General features: G+C 49.8%; 16 protein-coding genes. 11 read left to right on the top strand and 5 right to left on the bottom strand.

Annotated elements, in window-relative coordinates; all coding sequences use genetic code 11:
- Positions 1–21: 21 nt before the first annotated feature.
- The 4 genes from trxA (at position 22) to KTQ90_RS00065 (ending at position 2,498) form a co-directional block, all read left to right on the top strand.
- Positions 22–336: a thioredoxin gene (gene trxA / locus KTQ90_RS00080; RefSeq protein WP_217316732.1), complete on the top strand. Its 315-nt coding sequence runs from the start codon at positions 22–24 to the stop codon at positions 334–336.
- A 332-nt stretch (positions 337–668) separates the two neighbouring features.
- On the top strand, positions 669–1,361 hold the full coding sequence (locus KTQ90_RS00075) for a phosphatidylserine decarboxylase family protein (RefSeq protein WP_022159217.1): 693 nt from the start codon (positions 669–671) through the stop codon (positions 1,359–1,361).
- An 8-nt stretch (positions 1,362–1,369) separates the two neighbouring features.
- Positions 1,370–2,110, top strand: coding sequence for a CDP-diacylglycerol--serine O-phosphatidyltransferase (pssA, locus tag KTQ90_RS00070; RefSeq protein ID WP_217316731.1), 741 nt, complete (start codon positions 1,370–1,372; stop codon positions 2,108–2,110).
- A gap of 49 nt (positions 2,111–2,159) precedes the next feature.
- Positions 2,160–2,498 carry a DUF4834 family protein gene (locus KTQ90_RS00065; protein WP_217316730.1) on the top strand — a complete coding sequence of 113 codons (339 nt, stop codon included), beginning with the start codon at positions 2,160–2,162 and terminating at the stop codon, positions 2,496–2,498.
- A gap of 398 nt (positions 2,499–2,896) precedes the next feature.
- Here the strand turns inward: KTQ90_RS00065 and KTQ90_RS00060 are convergent, their stop codons facing one another.
- The 4 genes from KTQ90_RS00060 to KTQ90_RS00045 are packed head-to-tail and all read right to left on the bottom strand — an operon-like array spanning position 2,897 to position 9,178.
- Positions 2,897–3,757 (bottom strand): DUF7281 domain-containing protein, encoded by an 861-nt coding sequence (locus KTQ90_RS00060; protein ID WP_217316729.1) that lies wholly within the window; start codon positions 3,755–3,757, stop codon positions 2,897–2,899.
- 11 nt (positions 3,758–3,768) lie between these two features.
- The gene (locus KTQ90_RS00055; protein ID WP_217316728.1) at positions 3,769–7,416 is read right to left on the bottom strand and encodes an ATP-binding protein; all 3,648 of its coding nucleotides are present in this window, start codon (positions 7,414–7,416) and stop codon (positions 3,769–3,771) included.
- The gene (locus tag KTQ90_RS00050; RefSeq protein WP_217316727.1) at positions 7,413–7,958 is read right to left on the bottom strand and encodes a condensin complex protein MksE; all 546 of its coding nucleotides are present in this window, start codon (positions 7,956–7,958) and stop codon (positions 7,413–7,415) included. The genes KTQ90_RS00055 and KTQ90_RS00050 overlap by 4 nt, the downstream gene beginning before the upstream one ends.
- A gap of 5 nt (positions 7,959–7,963) precedes the next feature.
- Complete coding sequence (locus KTQ90_RS00045) at positions 7,964–9,178, bottom strand: hypothetical protein (RefSeq protein WP_217316726.1); 1,215 nt, start codon at positions 9,176–9,178, stop codon at positions 7,964–7,966.
- A 1,441-nt stretch (positions 9,179–10,619) separates the two neighbouring features.
- On the opposite strand from KTQ90_RS00045, the gene KTQ90_RS00040 reads away from it, so the two are divergent.
- The 6 genes from KTQ90_RS00040 (at position 10,620) to tsaE (ending at position 18,460) form a co-directional block, all read left to right on the top strand.
- On the top strand, positions 10,620–11,867 hold the full coding sequence (locus KTQ90_RS00040; RefSeq protein WP_217316725.1) for a 3-phosphoshikimate 1-carboxyvinyltransferase: 1,248 nt from the start codon (positions 10,620–10,622) through the stop codon (positions 11,865–11,867).
- Positions 11,868–11,914: 47 nt separating this feature from the next.
- Positions 11,915–12,496: a hypothetical protein gene (locus KTQ90_RS00035; protein WP_217316724.1), complete on the top strand. Its 582-nt coding sequence runs from the start codon at positions 11,915–11,917 to the stop codon at positions 12,494–12,496.
- A gap of 209 nt (positions 12,497–12,705) precedes the next feature.
- Positions 12,706–13,086 carry a hypothetical protein gene (locus tag KTQ90_RS00030; protein WP_217316723.1) on the top strand — a complete coding sequence of 127 codons (381 nt, stop codon included), beginning with the start codon at positions 12,706–12,708 and terminating at the stop codon, positions 13,084–13,086.
- A 34-nt stretch (positions 13,087–13,120) separates the two neighbouring features.
- The gene (gene porW, locus KTQ90_RS00025) at positions 13,121–16,435 is read left to right on the top strand and encodes a type IX secretion system periplasmic lipoprotein PorW/SprE (protein ID WP_217316722.1); all 3,315 of its coding nucleotides are present in this window, start codon (positions 13,121–13,123) and stop codon (positions 16,433–16,435) included.
- A 19-nt stretch (positions 16,436–16,454) separates the two neighbouring features.
- Positions 16,455–18,005, top strand: a complete 1,551-nt coding sequence (gene porX / locus KTQ90_RS00020) for a T9SS response regulator signal transducer PorX (RefSeq protein ID WP_217316721.1) — start codon at positions 16,455–16,457, stop codon at positions 18,003–18,005.
- A gap of 41 nt (positions 18,006–18,046) precedes the next feature.
- Positions 18,047–18,460: a tRNA (adenosine(37)-N6)-threonylcarbamoyltransferase complex ATPase subunit type 1 TsaE gene (gene tsaE, locus KTQ90_RS00015; RefSeq protein WP_217316720.1), complete on the top strand. Its 414-nt coding sequence runs from the start codon at positions 18,047–18,049 to the stop codon at positions 18,458–18,460.
- Position 18,461: 1 nt separating this feature from the next.
- Here the strand turns inward: tsaE and KTQ90_RS00010 are convergent, their stop codons facing one another.
- Positions 18,462–20,552 (bottom strand): DNA topoisomerase 3, encoded by a 2,091-nt coding sequence (locus KTQ90_RS00010; RefSeq protein ID WP_217316719.1) that lies wholly within the window; start codon positions 20,550–20,552, stop codon positions 18,462–18,464.
- A gap of 287 nt (positions 20,553–20,839) precedes the next feature.
- Between KTQ90_RS00010 and KTQ90_RS00005 the strand changes: the two genes are divergently transcribed.
- The gene (locus KTQ90_RS00005) at positions 20,840–22,243 is read left to right on the top strand and encodes an undecaprenyl-phosphate glucose phosphotransferase (protein WP_217316718.1); all 1,404 of its coding nucleotides are present in this window, start codon (positions 20,840–20,842) and stop codon (positions 22,241–22,243) included.
- Positions 22,244–22,430 lie beyond the last annotated feature (187 nt).

The following is a 22,430-nucleotide window of genomic DNA, read 5'->3' as shown; positions in this document are numbered from 1 at the left end:
AACAAAAAAACGAATACAACTATGGAAGTAACAATCACAACAGAGAACATCGAACAGTACAGAACTGGCGATCTGCCATTGGTAGTAGACCTTTGGGCTACATGGTGCGGTCCTTGCCGCATGATCGCTCCTATCGTTTCTAAGCTCGCAGAGGAGTACGACGGCAAGATCGTTGTAGGCAAGTGCGACGTAGAGGAGAACGACGACGTAGCAGCTGAGTACCGCGTACGCAACATCCCGACACTGCTCTTCTTCAAGGGCGGCGAACTCGTAGGCAAGCACGTAGGTGCCATCACAGAGGGCGACCTTCGCAAGAAGTTCGACGAACTCGTATAATATCAGGGGGTGCACTTGTCTCAAGTGCACCAACCAAGCAGAATGAATCCAACTGCACCCCCTGAGACAACTGCACCCCCTTTATACAACGCCGAAGCAGCCGACAGGTTGTTTCGGCGTTTTTCTTTTGCCATTATTAATGTTCCAATTCTCCACTCCCAGCCTATAAATTGCTACAAAACGACATCAAAACCAACAAAAAGTTTGTCACTTCCATAAAAAAGCGGTAACTTTGCACAGAATATATGTACCCGTGCAATGGCTCATGCGGTGCATCCGTCTTTACGACAACCGATTATCAACAACTAATTTACACATACCCCAACCAAACAATGATTAAGAAGATAAAGAAACTGAAGAAAATACGCCTTCACCGCGAAGGAACCGACACACTCGTTTATGGCTTCATCGTTATTGCGGCAATCGCATTGCTGCTCTGGCGCTTCATAGACAGCAAGGTGCCGTTCTGGTGCTTCACCGCAGTCATGGGCACCGTTTACTGCATCGTCATCAACTTCTTCCGCTGCCCTATCCGCTTCTTCCCCGAAGAAGACACAACGGGACTCGTAGTAGCGCCGGCAGACGGACGCATAGTAGTGATCGAGGAAGTCGACGAGGACGTCTACTTCCACGAGCGCCGCATCATGGTGAGCATCTTCATGAGCCTCTTCAACGTACACGCCAACTGGTTCCCCGTTGACGGCAAGGTGAAGACCGTAGCCCACCACAACGGCAACTACCACAAGGCATGGCTCCCCAAGGCGAGCGAGGAAAACGAGCACGCCGACGTAGTCATCACCACCCCCGAAGGCACCGACATCCTCTGCCGCCAGATAGCAGGCGCAGTGGCCCGCCGCATCGTCACCTACGCCAAGGCAGGCGAAGACTGCTACATCGACGAGCACCTGGGCTTTATCAAGTTCGGTTCACGCGTCGACGTCTACCTGCCGCTCGGCACAGAAATCTGCGTCAAGATGGGACAGCTGACCACCGGCAACGGAACTATTATCGCCAAACTCAAATAAGATAAAGAATGGCTAACTTTATAACACGCAACATACCCAACACCCTTACATGCGGCAACCTCGTTTCGGGTTGCATCGCAACCGTAATGGCACTCGGAGGCGACGCACGCTATGCGCTGATATGGATTATCATCGGCGCCGTGTTCGACTTCTTCGATGGCATGAGCGCCCGCTTGTTCGGCGTCTCGTCGCCCATCGGCAAAGAGCTCGACTCGCTTGCCGACGACGTGACGTTCGGCGTAGCGCCCTCAGCAATAGTCTTCGCCCAGTTGAGCGTGATGGAATACCCCACGGTGCTTGCCAGCGTAGAGCCGTACATCCCCTACTGCGCATTCCTTATCGCAGCCTTCTCAGCCCTTCGCCTCGCGAAGTTCAACCTCGACACACGCCAGACCACCTCGTTCATCGGCATGCCCACCCCTGCCAACGCCCTCTTCTGGAGTTCGCTGCTCGTCTCACAGCCCACACTCATCGAGTCGTCGGCATGGATGATACCCGCAATACTGCTGCTCGTAGTGCTCACAAGCCTCCTTTTGGTCAGCGAGCTGCCCATGTTCGCCTTGAAATTCAAGCAGTGGGGATGGCGCGGCAACGAGCTTCGCTATTCGTTCATCGCCCTCTCCTGTGTAGTCATCGCCCTCTTCGGCGTAATCGGCGGCATGTGGATTGTCATCACCCTCTACTTCCTCACCTCCGTAGTGGCTGACATCGTGAGCCGCACACACGCAACGGTCGACATCGAGAAGTAGAAAGCATCAAGAGAGTGAAAACGGATTGTAGTACCTAAAACCCATTCCTATGTCATTCATCGGACTATTTCTGAAAAGCATATTCATCATGGTGCTGATGATTGCCGTCTTCCTTATCGGCATCATCAGTTTTCTCTATCTGCGCGTGAAGCGCATGACGAAGCAGTTCCGCAACGGCACCAACGCCAACGCCAACCGCAACAACAGCCGACGCCAGCAGCAAAGCACCACATCGGGTAGCACGAAGCGCCGCAGCGCCGAATACGACGACGGCGTGGTAGTAGAAGAAGAACTCTACGACGAGCGCTCACCACGTCAGGCTAACCGCAAGATTTTCGCCAAAAACGAGGGCGAATACGTGGAGTTTGAAGAGGAAAAGGAAAAGTAAAAGAGTAAAAGGTAAAAAGGGTTATATAATACACTTTTGTGTTTTTATCTCCCATCTACCATTTTCCCGTCTTTTTCCACCGCAACTTATTGAAACTCAAATACAGCGAGGGCTGGAAGATACGTTTTCTATCTTCCAGCCTTTGCTTTTATCTACCAGCCGGAGAGGGGTATCTGCCAGGATTTTGGAGTATGCCATAACATCGTTTGTTTACAGTACCCACCTTATTCAAGCAAGCACTCATTATTAATGATACGTATGCAAAGTTAATAAATTTTCCTCCCAAAAGCAAGGTTTCTGCCGAACTATGTCCTCCACTTTGTTTCTGACGGCGGAGATTGAGGCAAGGGGGTTGGAGATAGAGATGAACCTGGTTAACAAATAGTGTTTCGTTTATGCTACCTATTTTGAATATAACCCTCTTGATCATAACAGCGATGATACTTATTAATCATGTTAATTAATAATTGCAGCGAAGGCACATCGGAAGATACGTTTTTAAATTTATTATATTGCGCATTATATCTTTCCATCGACCCATGTTGTAACCGTTCTTCTATGTCATGAGGTATTAGAAAAGAAGCACGTTCGCCAAGATATTTGTGAAATTCTGAAAGGAATATATGGATACCAGCAAGATCGAAGTCGCCAAAGTGTACGTACAAGTTTGGTATACGCTCCAACCATGTGCGTAAATCAGAAGACTGCGGATAGCGTGACACAAAAAGCAAACGCTTGTTCGGGAACATGGCAGTGAACAAGGTACGTTGCTGACGAATCATACGGAAGTTTTCCATGTTCTCAATGTTCATTATCAACACATCCTCAGGTATTTCAAATGATTGCCAATCAGATACAAACACGAATGTTCCTTCCTCGGGATTAATCATGATATCACGACCATTGAGACTACATGGTATCGAATCGTATGAATTTACGGGAAAACCAGGACACGACCGTACCATAACAAGTTTGGAATTCCCGGTTGCGGCTGCTTGTTCCGACCTTGAGACATCATTAGCAATAACGCTTTTCATACTATCTAAATCTCCGAATCGCTCATCAATATGTTTTAAACTTTGCTCAAGAGTTTGCGGAGATGATGCCTTGATACAGCTTCTGCTACCATGAGAACGACTGATAAGCACACCTTCACGAAGGAGGTCTTCCACCCAATCGCCACGAAGGGCGCTGGATGGAAGAGATTCGCCTGAACGTAGGCGGATAAGTTTGTCTACAAGTGAAGAAGTTATCTTCATTTCTATTTTATTTATTGTTGCGAAATTAACGGACGTACAATCGTTTGCGATTTGCCATCCTTGCTCAACAAGTAAGTATAGCGATAGTCAGAGACATTGTATGTAGTTGGCGAGGAATTAATTAGCAGAATATTTCGAGCATTACCAAAGTCAAGTATGCCTTTCACGTTCTGCGGATGTAGTTTACCAATCTCATCCATCATACAATGTATGCGGAAATCGTCGAATTTACGGCTCACTTTTCCTTTGAATACATTTATAAGCATGATGTTTATCATAGCTTTAACCAGCGTATCTGTTCCTTCGCTGCCTACATGCGACAGTTTGTCTACCCATCCCGTATCGTTGTCATTCTCACCTATGCGGAACTGCAACTGGAAGAGATCGGAGAGCGTGAGGTATTGTCGTTGTGGGTTATCAACGAGCGATTTCATAAAGTCGAGCAGATGTGCTACAGCCTTTTGATTCGTATCTTCACGATTTGCCGACGAGAAGAGATTGAGTTCGCCCATTGCAAATTGATTTTCGTCATTGAAATCCTTTATACGCTTCATCAGTTGCACCATCTTGTCAGCCGAAGGTACAGACCGAAGGGCAATAAGCTTGATGACTCCTGCAAAGTTGCGTTCCTTGAAGTCGCTATTGATATCACGTATTATCTTTTCAACATCAGATTCGTGCTTTGTCAATTCGCCCATTTCCTTTGATACACGATTCAATATGTCTAAGTAACGCTCACTGGTTCGACGGCGGTATTCCTCAATCTTGCTATTGGCAATGAAGTCGTCAAGATTGTTTGCAAAGTCGAGGTAATCTTCGTCGACAGAAAGTTCCATACGGAAATGGAATGTATTCTTAACAGAGAAGTTAGCTTTGAAGATATTAACGCATCCTTTGAATTTGTCGAAGTTTTTCTGACGTGATACAATAATGCTTGTCAACTCATCAACAGCTTGGCTTGGAGCAAGCAGAGTCTCACGTTCAGGCGTATCTACCAAAATTGGAGGACACAAACTCTCGTTATTGATGAAATCTCTTGCTTTCTCCAAGTTTTCATCAATATGACTTTTTTCCTTACGTCGGTCTGCAAGTTCTTTTTCTAAAGAATGCAGCGTGTCGTTATGTTTCTGCTTGCGCTGATTGTACTTATCGCTTAGTTGCTGTAATTTATCTGCAAGACGTTTCTTTTGAGCGTTGAATTCATCCTCACGGTCGAACAGTTCCTCTTTGTCACGTTGGTAAGCAAACACGAGTCGCTTATTATCTTCTATATATTTCAGCTCGCTTTCTATTGTTTGTATAGAGTTTTTACACTCCTCAACCAAGCGTGTATCAGCACCACGTCCATGCAGTTCGTTAAGTTCTTGAACCTTGAGCAGTTCCAGTTCATTTTCTGATTTCAGTTTTTCCTGCTTGATATCTGCATGTATTTCTGCCACCTTCTGCTCGTGCTTTTGCAGAGCCTCTCTACTTGCTTTCTGGTATCTATTTTCTTCAGAATCAAATTGCTTTTCCTTTTCTGCAGTAATTTTGGCATGTTCTGATTCTGCATTCAGCAGACGGTGAGCAATATCTTGCAGATAAATCTCCTGTTGTTTGTTCTTTTCATCTAATTCTTGTTTTGCCTTATCTGCATATTCTTCAATCTCCACCTGTATGCCTTTTTGTTTCTGTGGAATTGAACGCAGTTCTGTTTCATATAAAGATTTCTGCTGACGCAATTCTTTTATCTTTGGAACGAATACATGTTTCAGTTCCTCGATCTGCTTTTCCTCATACTCATGTAACGAAGCGTATTCAGTCTTCAGTGTTTTAAGAGTGCCTTCCAATACATTTTTTTCTTCCTTCAACTGTGATGGCTTACGCACTGAAAGTGGCAAGTCTGTAAGATCAAGTTTAACTCCGAACATTGAAATTCCATCATCCTTTTGCGGATGCAATCCTGTTCGATAAAGCACACTATCCTCATTTATAACTTTGCCGATATTATGTTCCCAGTCCGTTTTGTTCTCCTCCAACCATTCGTATAACGAACCTTTGGTACGAGCCAACAGTCGTTCTATATCAGCCAACTTTTCTGAAACCAAATTAATTTCCTGCTGCTTTGCCTCTTTCTTTCGTTTGCTTTCAGCCAAAATGCCAGACTCTTGCTTTTCGTATTCAGTCTGCAGCTTGCCGATATTAGCTTCTGCTGTGGATATCAGACCACCGAGTTCATTCTTGCGTATAGTCAGATCATTCTGTTTTTTTCTCAACGCATCCTGTTCTGCCTTGTAAGGTTGCAAGTATTTCAGTTTGAGAATTTCTTTTTCAACTTCGACTTTCTCATCTTTGAGTTCTGCGATTTTGTTGTTTGCAAGAGTTAACTTGTCTGTAAAAGCAGCATCAATCTCTTTCCGGTGATTATTGTGTTCTACCAACAAACGTTCATCTGCTTGCAATTTACCCTGAATAAGTTTATTTATTTTTTCGTTCTGCGACAGTTCATAGTTCTTGAACTGGTTTTCAACATTCTGACGCAAGATTTTATATTTAGCCGTGACATCATTAAAGCGTGCTGTAAGCTCTGCTAATTTGGCCTTGTCTCCTTCGAGCTTTACCTTCAACATTTGCTCTTGGCTATGTCTTTTCAGAACATCCTCTATATGTTGGTCGGCATAAAACTTTTTGCTATCCTTCAGTCGTTTGATATTGTTGTTTACAACACCTTGTTCTTGGTTTAGACGCGACTTCTCACGGTCGAAATCTTGCTGTATTTCAGCAAGCAATTGTTTGGTCTTGTTCTGTGACTCTTCGAGTTCCAATATTTTGTTTTCTACCAAAGGCAGACGCTCATGAGATGTGCGTACTGCATAGTTCAGTTCGCCACACAACTCGCTTATCTGCTGTTTCATATACAGCAGTTCGTGATAAGCATTCAGCACATTATCAGCCTGTTTGCGTACAGCCGATTCGCCTTTTGGGTTTAGCTTATACCAGCATGATATGTCTTTATACTCTTGCTCGAAGTCAGCCACCTGACGACGGAAATATCCAAGATCTATATTAGCCTCTTCTTCGCTCATAGAGCGTATAATGATATCCTTTATAAAGTTGGCATCCAGTCGCGAGTTAAGAAATACGTTTTGAATACTTCGCGGAATATTCTGATAACGGTTTGTCTCCATCAATTGGAATCGTGCGAACTCCTTACCTACAGCCTGCTTGTTGCCATAGAGTATGTCGCGATATTGCTCATATCGGTCAATAATTTTACTCATATAGCAGTTGCCTAAGCGCTCGCGAATCACCTTACTTTCAGCGGTTACCTCACCATTATTGTCTACAAGCCATTCTTTCTTGTATTCGCTGTCAATGAAGCGGTAGCAGGCACGTCCCGACGAACGGAATGTCAATATACAGAAAGGTCCGTGCTCATGTTCCACTTCGTACACTATATACGAGTTGGCATGAGGCAGATAGAACTCGTCGAACGATTTCATCTCCTTAGGTATACCAAGATGCAGTTTGTCGGCATTATAAAAGAAGAGGATTGCGCGTAGCAAAGTGCTCTTGCCCACACCTTGAGTGCCAATAAAATGCACATTTCCGTCCACACGCACTTCGGCATAGCGAATGTGTGCGCTGTTAATAAATACTATCTTGCGTAATGCTCTCATGCTTGTTCTGTTTCGGTGTCTATTATGGTGAGACAATCTATAAGTTCTTCTATATAATGAAAAGCTGCGGTCACCTTGTATGTGCTGTCGAGCTCATTTTCAAGTTCCACAAAGCCTTGTCGATCCAAGTCGCCAATTAGTTTATCTATTTTATCGTCGTTAGTCTTTAATTCAGTATAAAGATGTCGTGCCTTTTCTTTCAACTCTATGTCACTCGAGAATTTTTCAAGAATATTCGATTTACGGAAGGAGAATCCTGACCCAAAGGCAGTATTGAACGTCTTGAGGAAATCTATACGGTCAATCCAATCGGCCATACGTTGCACCTTGTCTGCCAGTTCCACTTTGCTCTCAGAACGAGAGAAATAGTAGTAACCATTTCCACCTTCGAGCAAGAAGCCTATGCCCTCAAAGTATTCCTGATATTGTTGGAAATCGTCCTCTATAGCATCATAAAGGTGCGTACGTTGTGGAGAGATGGAGTTTTGCGATATGAATCCACCTCTGCTAAGTATTTCAAATATTTCTTTTGTATAGCGCATGTTTGTTAAGCAATTTTTGGATAGATCAATGGGTATTCAATACCATTGTGGCAACGGTATTCTTCACTAATAGATAGGTTGTCGAGATATTGTGCAGCTATCTGACAGAACAACACAAGTTTCTCCTCCTCTGTCATCTGTTTGCGGTATCCCGAGTAGTTCATTACGAAGTGGAACAGGTTGTCACCAGATGCCATGAATGCGTTCTTCACCTCGTGTACATCTACCATTTGCAGCACATGCTGCTGTTCCTTCAATTCGTCTTCCGTAAACGGGTCGGCAAGATTGCCTTTACGCAATCGGTCGTTACCTTTGCCTTTGGCTACGTCCTGCAATATCTTTAATCCGACGTCAGACGTACGTAGCATGGATAGCGAAACTTTCAGCGTATATCTCGGTCGGGGCTCCATCCATACAGGATTTCTTGCAGCCATCTTTGCCTTTATGTCCGTGTTAGTGTCGAGCAGCATTTGGTCGCGCAGATATTTCAGCTTCTGTACCTTCTCAAAAAGTTGGCTCTGATACTTTATCAGACTAAGATAGAGGATAATCTGTCGGTCGAGTTCCAAAAGATTGTGATACACTTCCTTTAGCTGCAGCTTTACGTCAATCACAATTTCTTTAAGTTGCACATCCATAGCCTCTATAAAGAAAGTGTACTGCTTCTCGTTTATCACCTTTTCGCATTCGTTTATAAGAGCTGCAATATCCTTGCGTTTCTTGTCCAAATGCACCAACTTCATTTTCTTGATGGCGAAGTTTGGCTCGTTCTTGTATGTGTTGTCGATATTGCGTTTCAAGTCTATTACGTTTCGCAAGGTGGTTAGCGAAATGTTTTTCAGAATGCGTTTCACATCATTCAGATATCCATATTTACGTTTTGGGTCGGACTCGTTTTGATAATAGTCGATAGCTGCATTCAGGCTGCCTATGCTCTCCTTCACACTTGCTACGTTTATTTCTTCGTTCACTTCGAGCACATCTTCGAAGAATTTCAGATATACATCCTCCAACTCGATGAAGTCGCCATTGTCCCTGATAACTCCAAACCTCCGTAGAAACTCCAAACTCTCATCCTTCTTTGCGGCAAGATCACGTGCCAAGTCGTAACGGAACGAAAGTCGTTTGCGGTCTTGAAACAACCCATCCAGCAACTTACGTTCTCTATCTAAAGCGCGTATAAGCTCTTCGAGAGAATGAAAATGAGATGATGTGTCCATTTTGTTTTATTTGTCTCGTTTTTTATTTTCTTTTGTCTGATTACAAAATTACGAAAATTTTGCGAACGAACGCACAAATCTTCTGTTAATGTTCGGCTTGGTGCCGAGGTTGTTCCAAGACCTCCGCTACAGCATGCGGCGTGCTCTGCTCGTTTAATTTCACTCGCGTGTGTGGCATACTATTTGCTACAGCCCGAAAATAGTCTATTTTACCGCTCAGGAGTGCGAGGAAAATGAAGAAAGAAAGGGGGCGGACGGATTTTTGAGGGGTTTTAAAAGGGGCGTTTTTCACGCTTCGCAAACTTATCGTGAGACTTTACATGGTAAGAGCTATGCTTTTACTGGGTAAAACCTATGCTTTTACATGGTAAAAGCCCACGATAAGTTGGCAAAAAACAGCGAAAAACTACTGAAAAACATGGGAAAAGTGAGGAAAAACCTAAATTTTGGACAAAATCGGCTTGGAAGGGGTTGGTTCGAGGCGGCGAAAAGACTCGGAAAGCGCAGCGGTAATCTCTAGAATGGGGATTCGCGCGGAAGTCGGGTGGTCAATATGGCGTGAGCAAGTTACGTGGTTGGCGGAAAGAATTTTACTGCGAATTTCGATGGGATGAGCGACCACGAATTACTCTTAGGAGGATGTTCTCCCACAGATGGCACGGATGGACACAGATGTTAGGGTGCGCAGGGATTGAACAACGGATTAAACCGATTGAACGGGTTCCTGCTGCTTGGGATTTTCAACAACGGATTGAACCGATTGAACGGATTTTATAGTAGCGGAGGTATCCTGCCTCCGCCGCGGCCCTCCTACATTCGTGCTATTCGTGCTATTCGTGGTAGAAACATATTGGATGTGAGAGGTCGCCCACAGAACACGCTGAATACACGGAAGACGATTGCTGAGAGATGGACGAACACGAATTACGCGAATAACACGAATTTCGTGTGCCTCCCTACATCTGTGAACATCTGTGCCATCTGTGGGAGGCTTTTCTCTGCAAGAGGTTCTGTGAGTTCCGTGCGTTCTGTGGGAATCTCTTTCCTCACACAGATTTCACTCTGCACAGATGTTAGTGTGCGAAGGAACTTAACGCGGATTAAGCTGATTGAACGGATTCGGGAGATTCGTGTTCAATAGATTACGATTGAATATGTGTTGCTACGTGCTGCGGAGGCAGGATACCTCCGCTACGGATGGGTGCTCAGAAAATCCGATTAATCAGATAAATCCGTTGTAAAAAAATATATTGTTAGGGTGCGCTGTAAATCAGATGAATCAGATGAATCCGCGTTGTAAAAAAATAACACAATATAGTTTTTGTTTTCAATGCTTTGAGCGATAGTTTGGAATAGTTTTCGTAACTTTGCATATAGAGAAACGAACTCTGAACATTGGGAGAAACGAACTCTGAACATTGAAAGAAAAACAAACAGCATCATGCAATATACAATAACAGCACCCCAGACTATTAACGCTACTATCGCGCTGCCGGCGTCAAAAAGCATCAGCAACCGCGCGCTTATCATTCATGCGCTGTCGTGCGGCGACATACTGCCGCAGAACCTCTCGGTGTGCGACGACACGGAGGTAATCATCGACGCGATGCAGCGACGCCCGTACGAGATTGACATCAAGGGGGCGGGCACGGCGATGCGATTCCTCACGGCGTTCCTCGCCACGCAGCCGGGCGAGCATGTCATCACGGGCACCGACCGCATGAAGCAGCGTCCGATTGGCATCCTGGTGAACGCGCTGCGCTATCTGGGCGCTGACATCGAATACTTGGGCGAGGAGGGCTATCCGCCGCTGCGCATCAAGGGGCGCACGCTCGAGGGCGGATACATAGAGGTGGCGGGCAACATCAGTTCGCAGTATATCTCGGCGCTGCTGATGATTGCGCCGACGCTGAAGAACGGACTGCAGCTGCGCATCACCGACGGTGCCATCTCGCGCCCGTATATCGACCTCACGCTGTGGATGATGCGCGAGTACGGGGCGGACGCCGACTGGAGCGACGCGGACACCATCACGGTGAACGCGAAGCCGTACGAGCGACACGAGTACACGATAGAGAGCGACTGGAGCGCGGCGGCTTACTGGTACGAGATGCTGGCGCTGCGAGGGAACGACGAGTCGGAGGTGCGCTTCAAGGGCCTCATGGACGCGTCGCGTCAGGGCGACTCCATCGTGAAATATATCTTCTCGCTGCTGGGCGTGAAGACGAAGTACAGCACGGTAGAGGGCGAGCGCTTCCCGACGGTGAGCATAAAGAGTCACCAGTGTATGCTGCCGCGTCTCGACTACGACTTCAGCAGTGTGCCCGACCTGGCGCAGCCGGTGGTGGTGACGTGCGCACTGCGCGGCATACCGTTCCGCTTCACGGGCTTGGCTACGCTGCGCATCAAGGAGACCGACCGCATCGAGGCGCTGAAGCGCGAGTTACGCAAGCTGGGCTTCGTGCTGCGCGACGAGAACGGCGACACGCTCATCTGGGACGGCACGCGCTGCGAGCCGACACTGGAGCCTATCGACACGTACGACGACCACCGCATGGCGATGGCGTTCGCGCCGGCTGCTATTATGTTCCCGGGGCTGCGCATCAACGAGCCGCAGGTGGTGACGAAGTCGTACCCACAGTATTGGGAGGACATGCAGGTGGCTGGGTTCGAAGTGAAAGGGTGTTGAGATGGTGAGATGGTGAAAGGATGTTGTGGTGGTGAGATGGTGATGTAGTGAGATTTGCACACTACTTCTGTGGATTCCGCCAGGGGGTGCAGCTGTCTCCGCTCGGCTTTGCCGCTTGCCAGAGCAAGAACTGCACCAACCGAACAAGCGGTGAAGAAGCTCCCACGGAATGCACCGAACACACAGAACCTCTTGCAGAGAAGAGCCTTCCACAGATGACACGGATGTTCACAGATGTAGGAGGGTATGGCATTCCTGCCATACCCACGCTGCCAACCCAGGGGGTGCAGCTGTCTCCGCTCGGCTTTGCCGCTTGCCAGAGCAAGAACTGCACCAACCGAACAAGCGGTGAAGAAGCTCCCACGGAATGCACCGAACACACAGAACCTCTTGCAGAGAAGAGCCTTCCACAGATGACACGGATGTTCACAGATGTAGGAGGGTATGGCATTCCTGCCATACCCACGCTGCCAACCCAGGGGGTGCAGCTGTCTCCGCTCGGCTTTGCCGCTTGCCAGAGCAAGAACTGCACCAACAAAACAAAAGGCACCTATTGCTCGGTTGGTGCACTTATTGCTCGGTTGGTGCACTTGAGACAAGTGCACCCCCTGGAAGGCTCATCCGTTTAATCGATTTAATCCGTGGTTAAATTCTGCGCACCCTCACATCTGTGCAGAGTGAAATCTGTGGGAGAATATCGATTTTGCTCGGTTGGTGCACTTGAGACAAGTGCACCCCCTTGAAAGCACCCTCACATCTGTGCAGATCTGTGAAATCCGTGGGAGACAAAGACTTAGCAAACAATCCGTGGGAGGACACAAAAAACATTGAAAAGAATATGATAATATTAGTGATTTCGATAATTGCGCTTGGCATAATCGCAGCGCTGATCGCCAAGCTGAGCAAGCACGACGGCGAAGAGAAGATAACCGTGGTGGAGACCTGCGCCACATGCAACGGCACGAACGACAAGTGCGAGCAGGACTGCATGATGGAAGCTGCCACGAAGGACATCGTCTACTACGACGACGAGGAGCTCGACGTGTTCAAAGGACGCCCGTCAGACAGCTACACCGACGAGGAGGTGGAGCAGTTCAGCGAGGTGCTCTACACCATGCGACACGAGGAGATAGCCGACTGGTGCCGCAGTCTGACCCTGCGCGGAATCAGCCTGCCCGACCAGATAAAGGACGAAACATTCATGCTTATGGAGGGCTAAGGCAATAAAACGCCACAAACAGAGTTATTTATACGTGAAACTATTTAAGACAAGACATATTATCCCCATCCTTCTCGCAGCTGTATTGGTGGTTGCGACAGGATGTTCTACGCAGAAAAACACCGCGCGCACACGCTGGTGGCATTCGTTCAAGGCTCGTTATAACACCTATTATAACGGCTCATTAGCGTATATTGACGCCTCTCTGGAGAAAGAGGAGGGCAACAAAGACAACTTCACCGAGATCATTCCGCTCTACACCGTGAGCAACAAGAGCAGCCGAGAGATAGGCAAGTCGAACTACGACCGCGCCATCGAGAAGTGTCAGAAGACCATCAAGCTGCACAGCATTAAGCGCCGACCGCAGTGGACGAAGCAGCGCAAGAAGACGGCGAAGGACCTGGAGTGGCTCTCGCGCCGCGAGTACAACCCGTTCCTCTGGAAGGCATGGATGCTCATGGGCCGTTCGCAGTTCTACAAGGGCGCGTTCGACGAGGCGGCGGCTACGTTCAACTACATGGGACGTCTCTACCAGACGCAGCCCGCCATCTACGCCAAGTCGAGAGCATGGCTCGCCAAGTGCTACATAGAGGAGGGATGGCTCTACGACGCCGAGGACGTGATACGCAACATGCAGCGCGACTCCATTCACTGGTCGGCGCGCAAGGAGTGGGACTACACCTACGCCGACTACTACGTGCACACGGGCGAATACGAGAAAGCTATTCCCCACCTGCGTAACGTCATCAAACACGAGATGCGCCGCAAGCAGCGCGCCCGCGAGTGGTTTCTCATGGGACAGATGCAGGCGGCACTGGGCAACAACGTGGAGGCTACGAAGGCGTTCAAGCACGTGGTGAAGCTCAACCCGCCGTACGAACTGGAGTTCAACGCGCGCATCGCCATGACGGAGGTGATGTCTGCCGGTCAGTCGAAGAAGATGATTGGCAGACTGAAGCGCATGGCACGCTCGGACAAGAATAAGGACTATCTCGACCAGGTATACTACGCCATCGGCAACATCTATCTGGCGCAGAACGACTCCACGCAGGCTATCATCGCCTACGAGCGCGGAGCGGCTAAGGCTACACGCTCGGGCATAGAGAAGGGCGTGCTGCTGCTGAAGTTGGGCGACATCTACTGGGACAAGGAGCGCTACAACGATGCGCAGCGCTGCTACGGTCAGGCTATCGGTATGCTCGACAAGGAGCGCAAGGACTACGAGGAGCTTGCGGAGCGCTCGAAGATTCTGGACGACCTCGTGCCGTACACCGACGCCATACACCTGCAGGACTCGCTGCAGTCGCTCGCCAAGATGAGCGAGAGCGAGCGCAACGCAGCCATCGACCGCACCATCGAGGCGCTGAAGAAGAAGGAGAAGGAGGAACGCCGACTGCTGGCTGAGCAGAACGCACAAAACCAGCAGAACGGCGGCAACGATATGGCGCAGAACAACCAGTTCGGCAACAACACGGCGATGCAGAACCAGCAGAACCAGCGCAATGCACAGTGGTACTTCTACAACCAGATGACGGTGAGCCAGGGTAAGGCGGCGTTCCAGAAGCAATGGGGCAAGCGCGAGAACGTAGACAACTGGCAGCGTGTGAACAAGACGGTGGTGGCGTTCCAGAGCGACGAGCCCGAACTGACCGAAGAGCAGCAGGACTCGATAGCGCAGGCTGAAGCCGTAGCCGACTCGCTGGCGCTCGTGGCAGATAGTGCGCAGAACGATCCGCACAAGCGCGAGTATTATCTGGCGCAAATTCCGTTCACGGAGGAGCAGATGGCTGAGAGCAACGCCGTCATCGCCGACGGACTATACAACTCGGGCGTGATCTTCAAGGACAAGCTCGACAACCTGCCGCTTAGCGAGAAGCAGTTGATGCGACTCATCGGCGGCTATCCGAACTTTGAAAAGATGGCAGAGGCTTACTATCACCTCTACCTGCTATATATGCGCAAGGGCGAGAAGCTGACCGCCGACTCGTACGTGGCACGACTGAAGCAGGAGTACCCCGAGAGCGAGTGGACAACGCTGCTCACCGACCCCTACTTCGTGGAGAACGCGCGCCTCGGCGTGCATCTCGAAGACTCGCTATACGCTTCTACCTACGACGCGTTCAAGGCGGCTCGCTACAAAGAGGTGAGCGCCAATGTCGCCGTCTCCGAACATCGATTCCCGTTGGGAGCCAACCGCGACAAATTCCTCTTCATCGGCGGACTGGGCAAGCTGAACGACGGCGACTATGAGGGCTGCATCGAAGACCTGAACACGGTGGTGAAGAAGTATCCGCAAAGCCCCGTGGCAGAGATGGCAGGCATGATTGTGAAGGGCGTGAACGAGGGCAGACGTCTGCAAGGCGGCAAGTTCGACCTCGAGAACGTTTGGGAACGCCGTTCGCAGGTGCTCAACGAGGACGACTCGACAGCTGTACGCGAGTTCTCTAACGACCGCAACGCCGCGTTCATATATATGATAGCTTACAAGCCCGACTCGATAGACGCCAACCGAATGTTGTTCGAACTGGCACGCTACAACTTCACGTCGTACATGGTGCGCAACTTCGACATAGAGATTGAGCAGGTAGACGGTCTGAACCGTATGCTCGTGAAGGGATTCCGCAACTACGACGAGGCGCTGCAGTACGCCCGCCAGTTGCAGAAGCAGAAGCAGCTGATGAAACTCGTGGGCAAGAGCCGACAGATCGTTATCAGCGACGTCAATCTGCCTATGCTCGGCAAGCAGTTCAGCTACGCCGACTACGCCAAGTTCTACGAGAAGAACTTCGCTCCGCTGAAGATAGCTTCGGAGGATCTGCTGGAGATACCAGAGATGACCGTAACCGAGCCTGACGAAAGCGAAACGAAGAAGCCGCAGGACGACTTCGACGAGGAGCAGAACAGCAACCAGAACTCTACGAACACCGTCTTCGAGGAAGAACCGCAGCCGGCAGAGAAGCAGACTACGGAGAGCGGCGTAGTGAACATAGAGGACGAAAAGTCTACGGAGTCGACTACCGAAACCGTAATTGAGGAAGAACCCACAACGACTGTTATTAAGGAAGAACCCACAACGACTGTTGTTGAGGAGGAACCTGCAACAACGGTTATTGAGGAGCCGAAGCCAGTGGTTAAAGAAGAGCCAAAGCCTGTGGTTAAAGAAGAGCCGAAGCCCGTGGTGAAGGAGCAACCGAAGCCCGTGGTTAAAGAAGAGCCGAAGCAGCTGGAGGACGAGTTCTACTTCGGCGAGGACCCGCAGCCTCAGCAGAGCACATCGAAGAAGCAGGGCAGCAAGACCCAGAAAGACAACTTCGACGACGACGAGTATTACGACCTCGATGGTTTTTAACTAAAAAAGAAAGAGCATTATGAGCAACGGATATTTACTATGGGTTGACGACGAGATAGAACTCTTGCGCGCCCATATCATCTTCCTGCAGAACAAAGGATACGAGGTGGTGACCGTTAGCAACGGCACCGACGCCATCGAAGAATGTAAGCAGCATAAGTTCGACCTGGTGCTGCTCGACGAGATGATGCCCGGTATAAGCGGACTCGAAACGCTACAGCAGATAAAGGAACTCTCGCCTGCCACGCCTATCGTGATGGTGACGAAAAGCGAGGAGGAGAACATCATGGACCAAGCTATCGGCTCGAAGATTGCCGACTACCTGATAAAGCCCGTGAACCCGAACCAGATTCTGCTGACGCTGAAGAAGAACATTCACCGCAAGCAGATTGTGTCTGAAGTGACGCAGACGGGCTATCAGCAGAACTTCCAGGACATCTCGATGCAGATAATGAACTGCGAGACGATAGACGACTGGAAGGATGTGTATCGAAGGTTGGTGCATTGGGAGCTGGAGCTGAGCTCTACGGACAGCAACATGACCGAGATGCTGCAGATGCAGAAGGAGGAGGCGAACAACGGTTTCGCCAAGTTCATAAAGAAAAACTACATGTCGTGGGTGGCGCCTGGCGTTACGGAGCGTCCGCTGATGAGCCCCGACATAATAAAGCGCAAGGTGTTCCCCGCAATAAGCGAGGGCGAGAAGGTGTTCCTCATCGTGATAGACAACTTCCGCTACGACCAGTGGCGCGTGCTCTCGAAGGAGATAGGCAACATGTTCGACATTGAGGAGGATATGTACACCAGCATTCTGCCGACGGCTACGCAGTACGCCCGCAACGCTATCTTCTCGGGTCTGATGCCCGAGCAGATTGAGAAAATGTTCCCCGAACTGTGGGTGGACGAAGACGAGGACGAAGGCAAGAACCTCAACGAGGAGCCGCTCATACGCACGCAGATAGAGCGCTACCGACGCCACGACTCGTTCTCTTACCATAAGATAAACGACTCGACGGGCGCCGACAAGCTGCTGGCGCGCCTCAACGAACTGACGAAGAACGACCTGAACGTGATTGTCGTGAACTTCATCGACATGCTGTCGCACGCAAGAACCGAGTCGAAGATGGTGCGCGAGCTTGCCAACAACGAGTCGGCATACCGTTCGATAACGCTCTCGTGGTTCCGCCATTCGGTTATGGCAGACTTGCTCAACGCACTCTCGCAGATCGACTGCAAGATTATCATCACCACCGACCACGGCAGTATACGTGCGTCGAAGCCGGTGAAGATAGTAGGCGACCGCAACACCAACACTAATCTGCGCTACAAGCTGGGCAAGAACCTCAGCTGCCAGTCGAAGGAAGTGTTCGTGATAAAGAACCCACACGAGGCGCAGTTGCCAGCGCCGAACATCAGTACGTCGTACATGTTCGCCACCGGCAGCACGTTCTTCGCCTACCCCAACAACTACAACTACTACGTGTCGTACTACAAGGACACGTTCCAGCACGGCGGCATTTCGCTCGAAGAGATGCTCATACCGCTGATAACATTAAAAGGAAGAAAATAGAAAACCGGCTGCCAACAGCCGATTACATAAAAAGAAAAACTATGGAAATAAGAATCAACTCTCTGGCAGACATCAACGAGGCTGCCAAGACATTTGTCGAGAACATGGGCGACGGCAAGGTGTTCGCTTTCTACGGCAAGATGGGTGCAGGCAAGACTACGTTCGTGAAGGCTGTCTGCGAGTGTCTGGGCGTGGAGGATGTAATCACATCTCCGACGTTCGCCATCGTGAACGAGTATACTTCCGCCACAACCGGCGACGCGATATACCACTTCGACTTCTACCGCATAAAGAAGCTCGAAGAGGTATACGACATGGGCTACGAGGACTACTTCTACAGCGGCTCGCTGTGCTTTCTGGAGTGGCCCGAGCTGATAGAGGACCTGTTGCCGGAGGACGCAACGAAGGTTACTATCGAAGAGACCGAGGACGGCGCTCGCGTAGTGAAGTTCTAAACTACTTGAATGCGACGCGATAGGTGCAGCCGTTCTTCCAGTTGCTGCATCCGTAAGCCGTCTTACCTTTAATGATAGTACCCTTGCCGCAAACGGGGCAAGTAGTGCCGATAATGCTGTCGTCTGCCGACGGCTCGCTTGTTGCGGGCTGCGGTGAGGCGGCAGCATTTTTTGTTGATGCAGTCGACGACGTTGCAGCAGACTTTGCTGCGGCTTTCTTCGGCGCAGCAGTCTTTTTCTTTTTCGCCTTCTTCAGATCCTCGTCGGTAGTGATGGTGACACGGCGGTTGCTGTTGTCGCGCAGCACGTCGTAGACAATCTCCGTAACCTGCTGCTTCAGCTCGTTGATGAAGTCGGCAGCCTCGTACTTCTTGTGTTCTATGTCGCGCAGTTTCTTCTCCCAAATGCCGGTAAGCTCGCAACTCTTTAGCAGTTCTTCGTGAATGATGTCGATAAGCTCTATGCCCGTAGCCGTAGCGATGAGGTTCTTGCGCTCGCGGCGTATGTAGTGGCGCTTGAAGAGCGTCTCTATGATGCCGGCACGCGAAGACGGACGACCGATGCCGTTCTCCTTCAGCGCAGCACGCAGCGTCTCGTCGTCGACAAACTTGCCGGCGGTCTCCATGGCACGCAGCAGCGTAGCCTCGGTGTAATACTTAGGCGGCGTAGTCCACTTCTCGGTGAGCGTAGGCGTGTGCGGTCCGCTCTCGCCCTTTACGAATGTTGGTAGAGTGCGCTCCTCGTCGCGTTTGTCGTCGTCGTCAGAGGACGGTTGAGGGTTGATGGGTTGAGGTGTTGAGGTTTGCTGTTGAGCGTAGATGGTGCGCCATCCAGGCTCCAGAATCTCCTTTCCGCTCACCTTAAACTCCACATCCTCCACCTTTCCGAGCACGGTAGTGGTAGAGAACTTGCAGTCGGGATAGAACACGGCGATGAAGCGGCGCGCAATGAGGTCGTAGACGTTGCGCTCCATGTCGCTGAGCGCCGACGCAGGCACACCGGTAGGAATGATGGCGTGGTGGTCGGTGACCTTCGACGTGTCGAAAACACGCTTCGACTTGGGCAGCTTCTTGCCGGCAAGCGGCTGTATGTACTGCTCGTAACCGCGCATACCGGTGAGTATGCCGGCACACTTCGGGTAGATGTCGTCGCTAAGAAACTGCGTGTCGACACGCGGATAGGTAGTGAGCTTGCGTTCGTAGAGCGACTGTATGAGGTTGAGCGTCGTCTCGGCGCTGTAAGAGAACTTGCGGTTGCACTCCACCTGCAGCGATGTGAGGTCGAAGAGACGCGGAGGCGCCTCGTTGCCGTTCTTCTTCGAGACGTTCGTCACCTCGAACGGCTTGTCGGCGATGGTGGCGAATGCCTGCTCGCCTTCCTCCTTCGTGGTGAACTTGCCCTTTGTGGCTGTGAAGAGCGTGTCGCGGTAGATAGTGGAGAGCACCCAATATGGTTCAGGCTCAAACGAGTCGATTTCCTTCTGGCGGTTGACGATAAGTGCGAGTGTAGGCGTCTGCACACGACCGATGCTGAGCACCTGTCGGTTCTGTCCGTACTTGAGAGTGTAAAGACGCGTAGCGTTCATGCCAAGGAGCCAGTCGCCGATGGCACGGCTCAGTCCGGCAACGTACAGCGGCTGATACTCGCTCTGGTCTTTCAGCGAGTTGAAGCCCTCACGGATAGCCTCGTCGGTCATCGACGATATCCAAAGACGCTTGACGGGGCACTTAGCCTGAGCCTTCTGCATCACCCAACGCTGTATCAGCTCACCCTCCTGGCCGGCGTCACCGCAGTTGACGATGCAGTCGGCAGCCTGCATGAGACGCTCAATGACGCTGAACTGGCGCTTGATGCCGTCGTCGTCGATGAGCTTGATGCCGAAGCGCGGCGGAATCATCGGCAACGCCGAGAGACTCCAGTGCTTCCAGTTCTCGGTGTAGTCGTTGGGCTCTTTCAGCGTGCAGAGATGTCCGAAGGTCCACGTCACTTGAAAGCCATTACCCTCCATGTATCCGTTGTGAGAGGTGGTGGCACCCAATATGCGGGCTATATCCTTGGCTACGCTTGGTTTCTCGGCTATGCAGACTATCATTTGTTCTTCTAAGTTTAAAAATTTAAATTCGGAGTGCAAAGGTACTTAAAAATATTGAGATAGGTGTTTTATGCTTTTCTTTTAGAGAAATTAACTTTTTATTTCGGTTTTACACCCTTTATCTGAATTATTTGGCTTAACTTTGCACTATGTGTTAAAGCGAAAGCACAAACCACAAAAAAAGCGAACTACGACTGAACGTAGAATACATAGAGAGTATTCGAGAAATAAGTAAATAAATAAGTAAAGAACAACATTAGTATAACCCCCAAAAACAGAATATAAACATGAGCAATAGTATTCATCGTCCGCATGAAAACAATCTCTTGAAAGTATCGGTACTGCTGGGTGACATCGTCATCCTCAACCTGCTTTACTGGTTGTTCTGCAGTTTCATACCATTAGAATATTTCATACAGATAATGCGCCACACAATGGTGGCTGGCAGCATCATATACTTCGCTTGCACCATGAACAACGGTGTCATACTGCACCACCGCAAAGTAAACAACCACCAAATAGTAATGCGCGTAATGCGCAACGTGTTCGTCTACTCGCTCTGCTGCTTCCTGCTGTTCTCGCTGGGCAAATTCCCGCATCTGTCGCTGCTGCGAATGGGCACCTACTGGATTGCCTCGTTCGTGTGCATATCTATCTACCGCATCATCATAAGAAAGATGCTGGTGGCATGGCGCCGCAAGCCGGCTAACAAGCGCAACATAGTGTTCGTGGGCAGCAACAACAACGCACGAGTGATGTACGGGGAGATGACAGAGAACGACGCCTTAGGCTACAACGTGCTGGGCTACTTCGACCATCAGCCCAACGAGATGTTCAAAGACAAATGTCTTTATCTGGGCACGCCACAAGACTTGCCGAAAGTGCTGGATGGACATCATGACATACACGAGCTATACTGCTGTCTGTCGTCAAGATTCAGCGACGAGATTCTGGAAGTGATACGCTACTGCGAGCATAACATGATTCACTTCTACTCGATGCCGAACGTGAGCAACTACCTGCACCACCGCATGCACCTGAACCTGATGGGTGACGTGCCCTACCTCAGCCTCTACAACGAGCCGCTGAGCCAAATGGAGAACCGACTGGTTAAGCGACTGTTCGACATCCTCGTCTCACTGACGTTCCTCTGCACGCTCTTCCCCATCATATTAGTTATAGTGACGGCAATCACGAAGATAACCATGCCAGGTCCGATCTTCTTCAGACAGAAGCGCACCGGACTCAACGGCAACGAGTTCTACTGTCTGAAGTTCCGCAGCATGAAGGTGAACAAGGACGCCGACACGCTGCAGGCTACGAAGAACGACCCGCGAAAGACGAAGTGGGGCAACATAATGCGCAAGACGAACATCGACGAGCTGCCACAGTTCATCAACGTGCTGTTAGGACAGATGAGCATCGTAGGTCCGAGGCCGCACATGGTGAAGCACACCGACGACTACTCGAAGCTGATAGACAACTACATGGTGCGCCACTACATAAAGCCCGGCATCACGGGATGGAGTCAGGTGACGGGATTCCGCGGCGAGACGAAGCAACTCTCGCAGATGGAAGGACGCGTAGAGGGCGACATCTGGTATCTGGAGCACTGGAGCATCTGGCTCGACATATATATAATGTATAAGACCGTGGCAAACGTGATAGTAGGCGACAAGCAGGCTTTTTAACACATAGACATACAGAAGGCGTACCCATTGAGGGTGCGCCTTTTTTTATGCAGCGTAACGAAATTGTAACACGTTAGTAGTATGTGTGAATACAATTATATATAACTTTGCAACCAGAACAAAGATATAGCAGTTAACCCGTTGGCGGAATTAATTTAAGTTGATAAATATGAGTAAAAAGTTGCAC

The sequence above is a fragment of the Leyella stercorea genome, from assembly GCF_019052365.1.
Lineage (GTDB): Bacteria > Bacteroidota > Bacteroidia > Bacteroidales > Bacteroidaceae > Prevotella.
This window is presented reverse-complemented; position numbering and strand designations above follow the sequence as displayed.

Bases quoted from the DNA above. Each gene is read 5' to 3' on its own strand.
- trxA (WP_217316732.1), top strand. From the start codon at position 22: ATGGAAGTAACAATCACAACAGAGAACATCGAACAGTACAGAACTGGC.
- KTQ90_RS00075 (WP_022159217.1), top strand. From the start codon at position 669: ATGATTAAGAAGATAAAGAAACTGAAGAAAATACGCCTTCACCGCGAA.
- pssA (WP_217316731.1), top strand. From the start codon at position 1,370: ATGGCTAACTTTATAACACGCAACATACCCAACACCCTTACATGCGGC.
- KTQ90_RS00065 (WP_217316730.1), top strand. From the start codon at position 2,160: ATGTCATTCATCGGACTATTTCTGAAAAGCATATTCATCATGGTGCTG.
- KTQ90_RS00060 (WP_217316729.1), bottom strand. From the start codon at position 3,757: ATGAAGATAACTTCTTCACTTGTAGACAAACTTATCCGCCTACGTTCA.
- KTQ90_RS00055 (WP_217316728.1), bottom strand. From the start codon at position 7,416: ATGAGAGCATTACGCAAGATAGTATTTATTAACAGCGCACACATTCGC.
- KTQ90_RS00050 (WP_217316727.1), bottom strand. From the start codon at position 7,958: ATGCGCTATACAAAAGAAATATTTGAAATACTTAGCAGAGGTGGATTC.
- KTQ90_RS00045 (WP_217316726.1), bottom strand. From the start codon at position 9,178: ATGGACACATCATCTCATTTTCATTCTCTCGAAGAGCTTATACGCGCT.
- KTQ90_RS00040 (WP_217316725.1), top strand. From the start codon at position 10,620: ATGCAATATACAATAACAGCACCCCAGACTATTAACGCTACTATCGCG.
- KTQ90_RS00030 (WP_217316723.1), top strand. From the start codon at position 12,706: ATGATAATATTAGTGATTTCGATAATTGCGCTTGGCATAATCGCAGCG.
- porX (WP_217316721.1), top strand. From the start codon at position 16,455: ATGAGCAACGGATATTTACTATGGGTTGACGACGAGATAGAACTCTTG.
- tsaE (WP_217316720.1), top strand. From the start codon at position 18,047: ATGGAAATAAGAATCAACTCTCTGGCAGACATCAACGAGGCTGCCAAG.
- KTQ90_RS00010 (WP_217316719.1), bottom strand. From the start codon at position 20,552: ATGATAGTCTGCATAGCCGAGAAACCAAGCGTAGCCAAGGATATAGCC.
- KTQ90_RS00005 (WP_217316718.1), top strand. From the start codon at position 20,840: ATGAGCAATAGTATTCATCGTCCGCATGAAAACAATCTCTTGAAAGTA.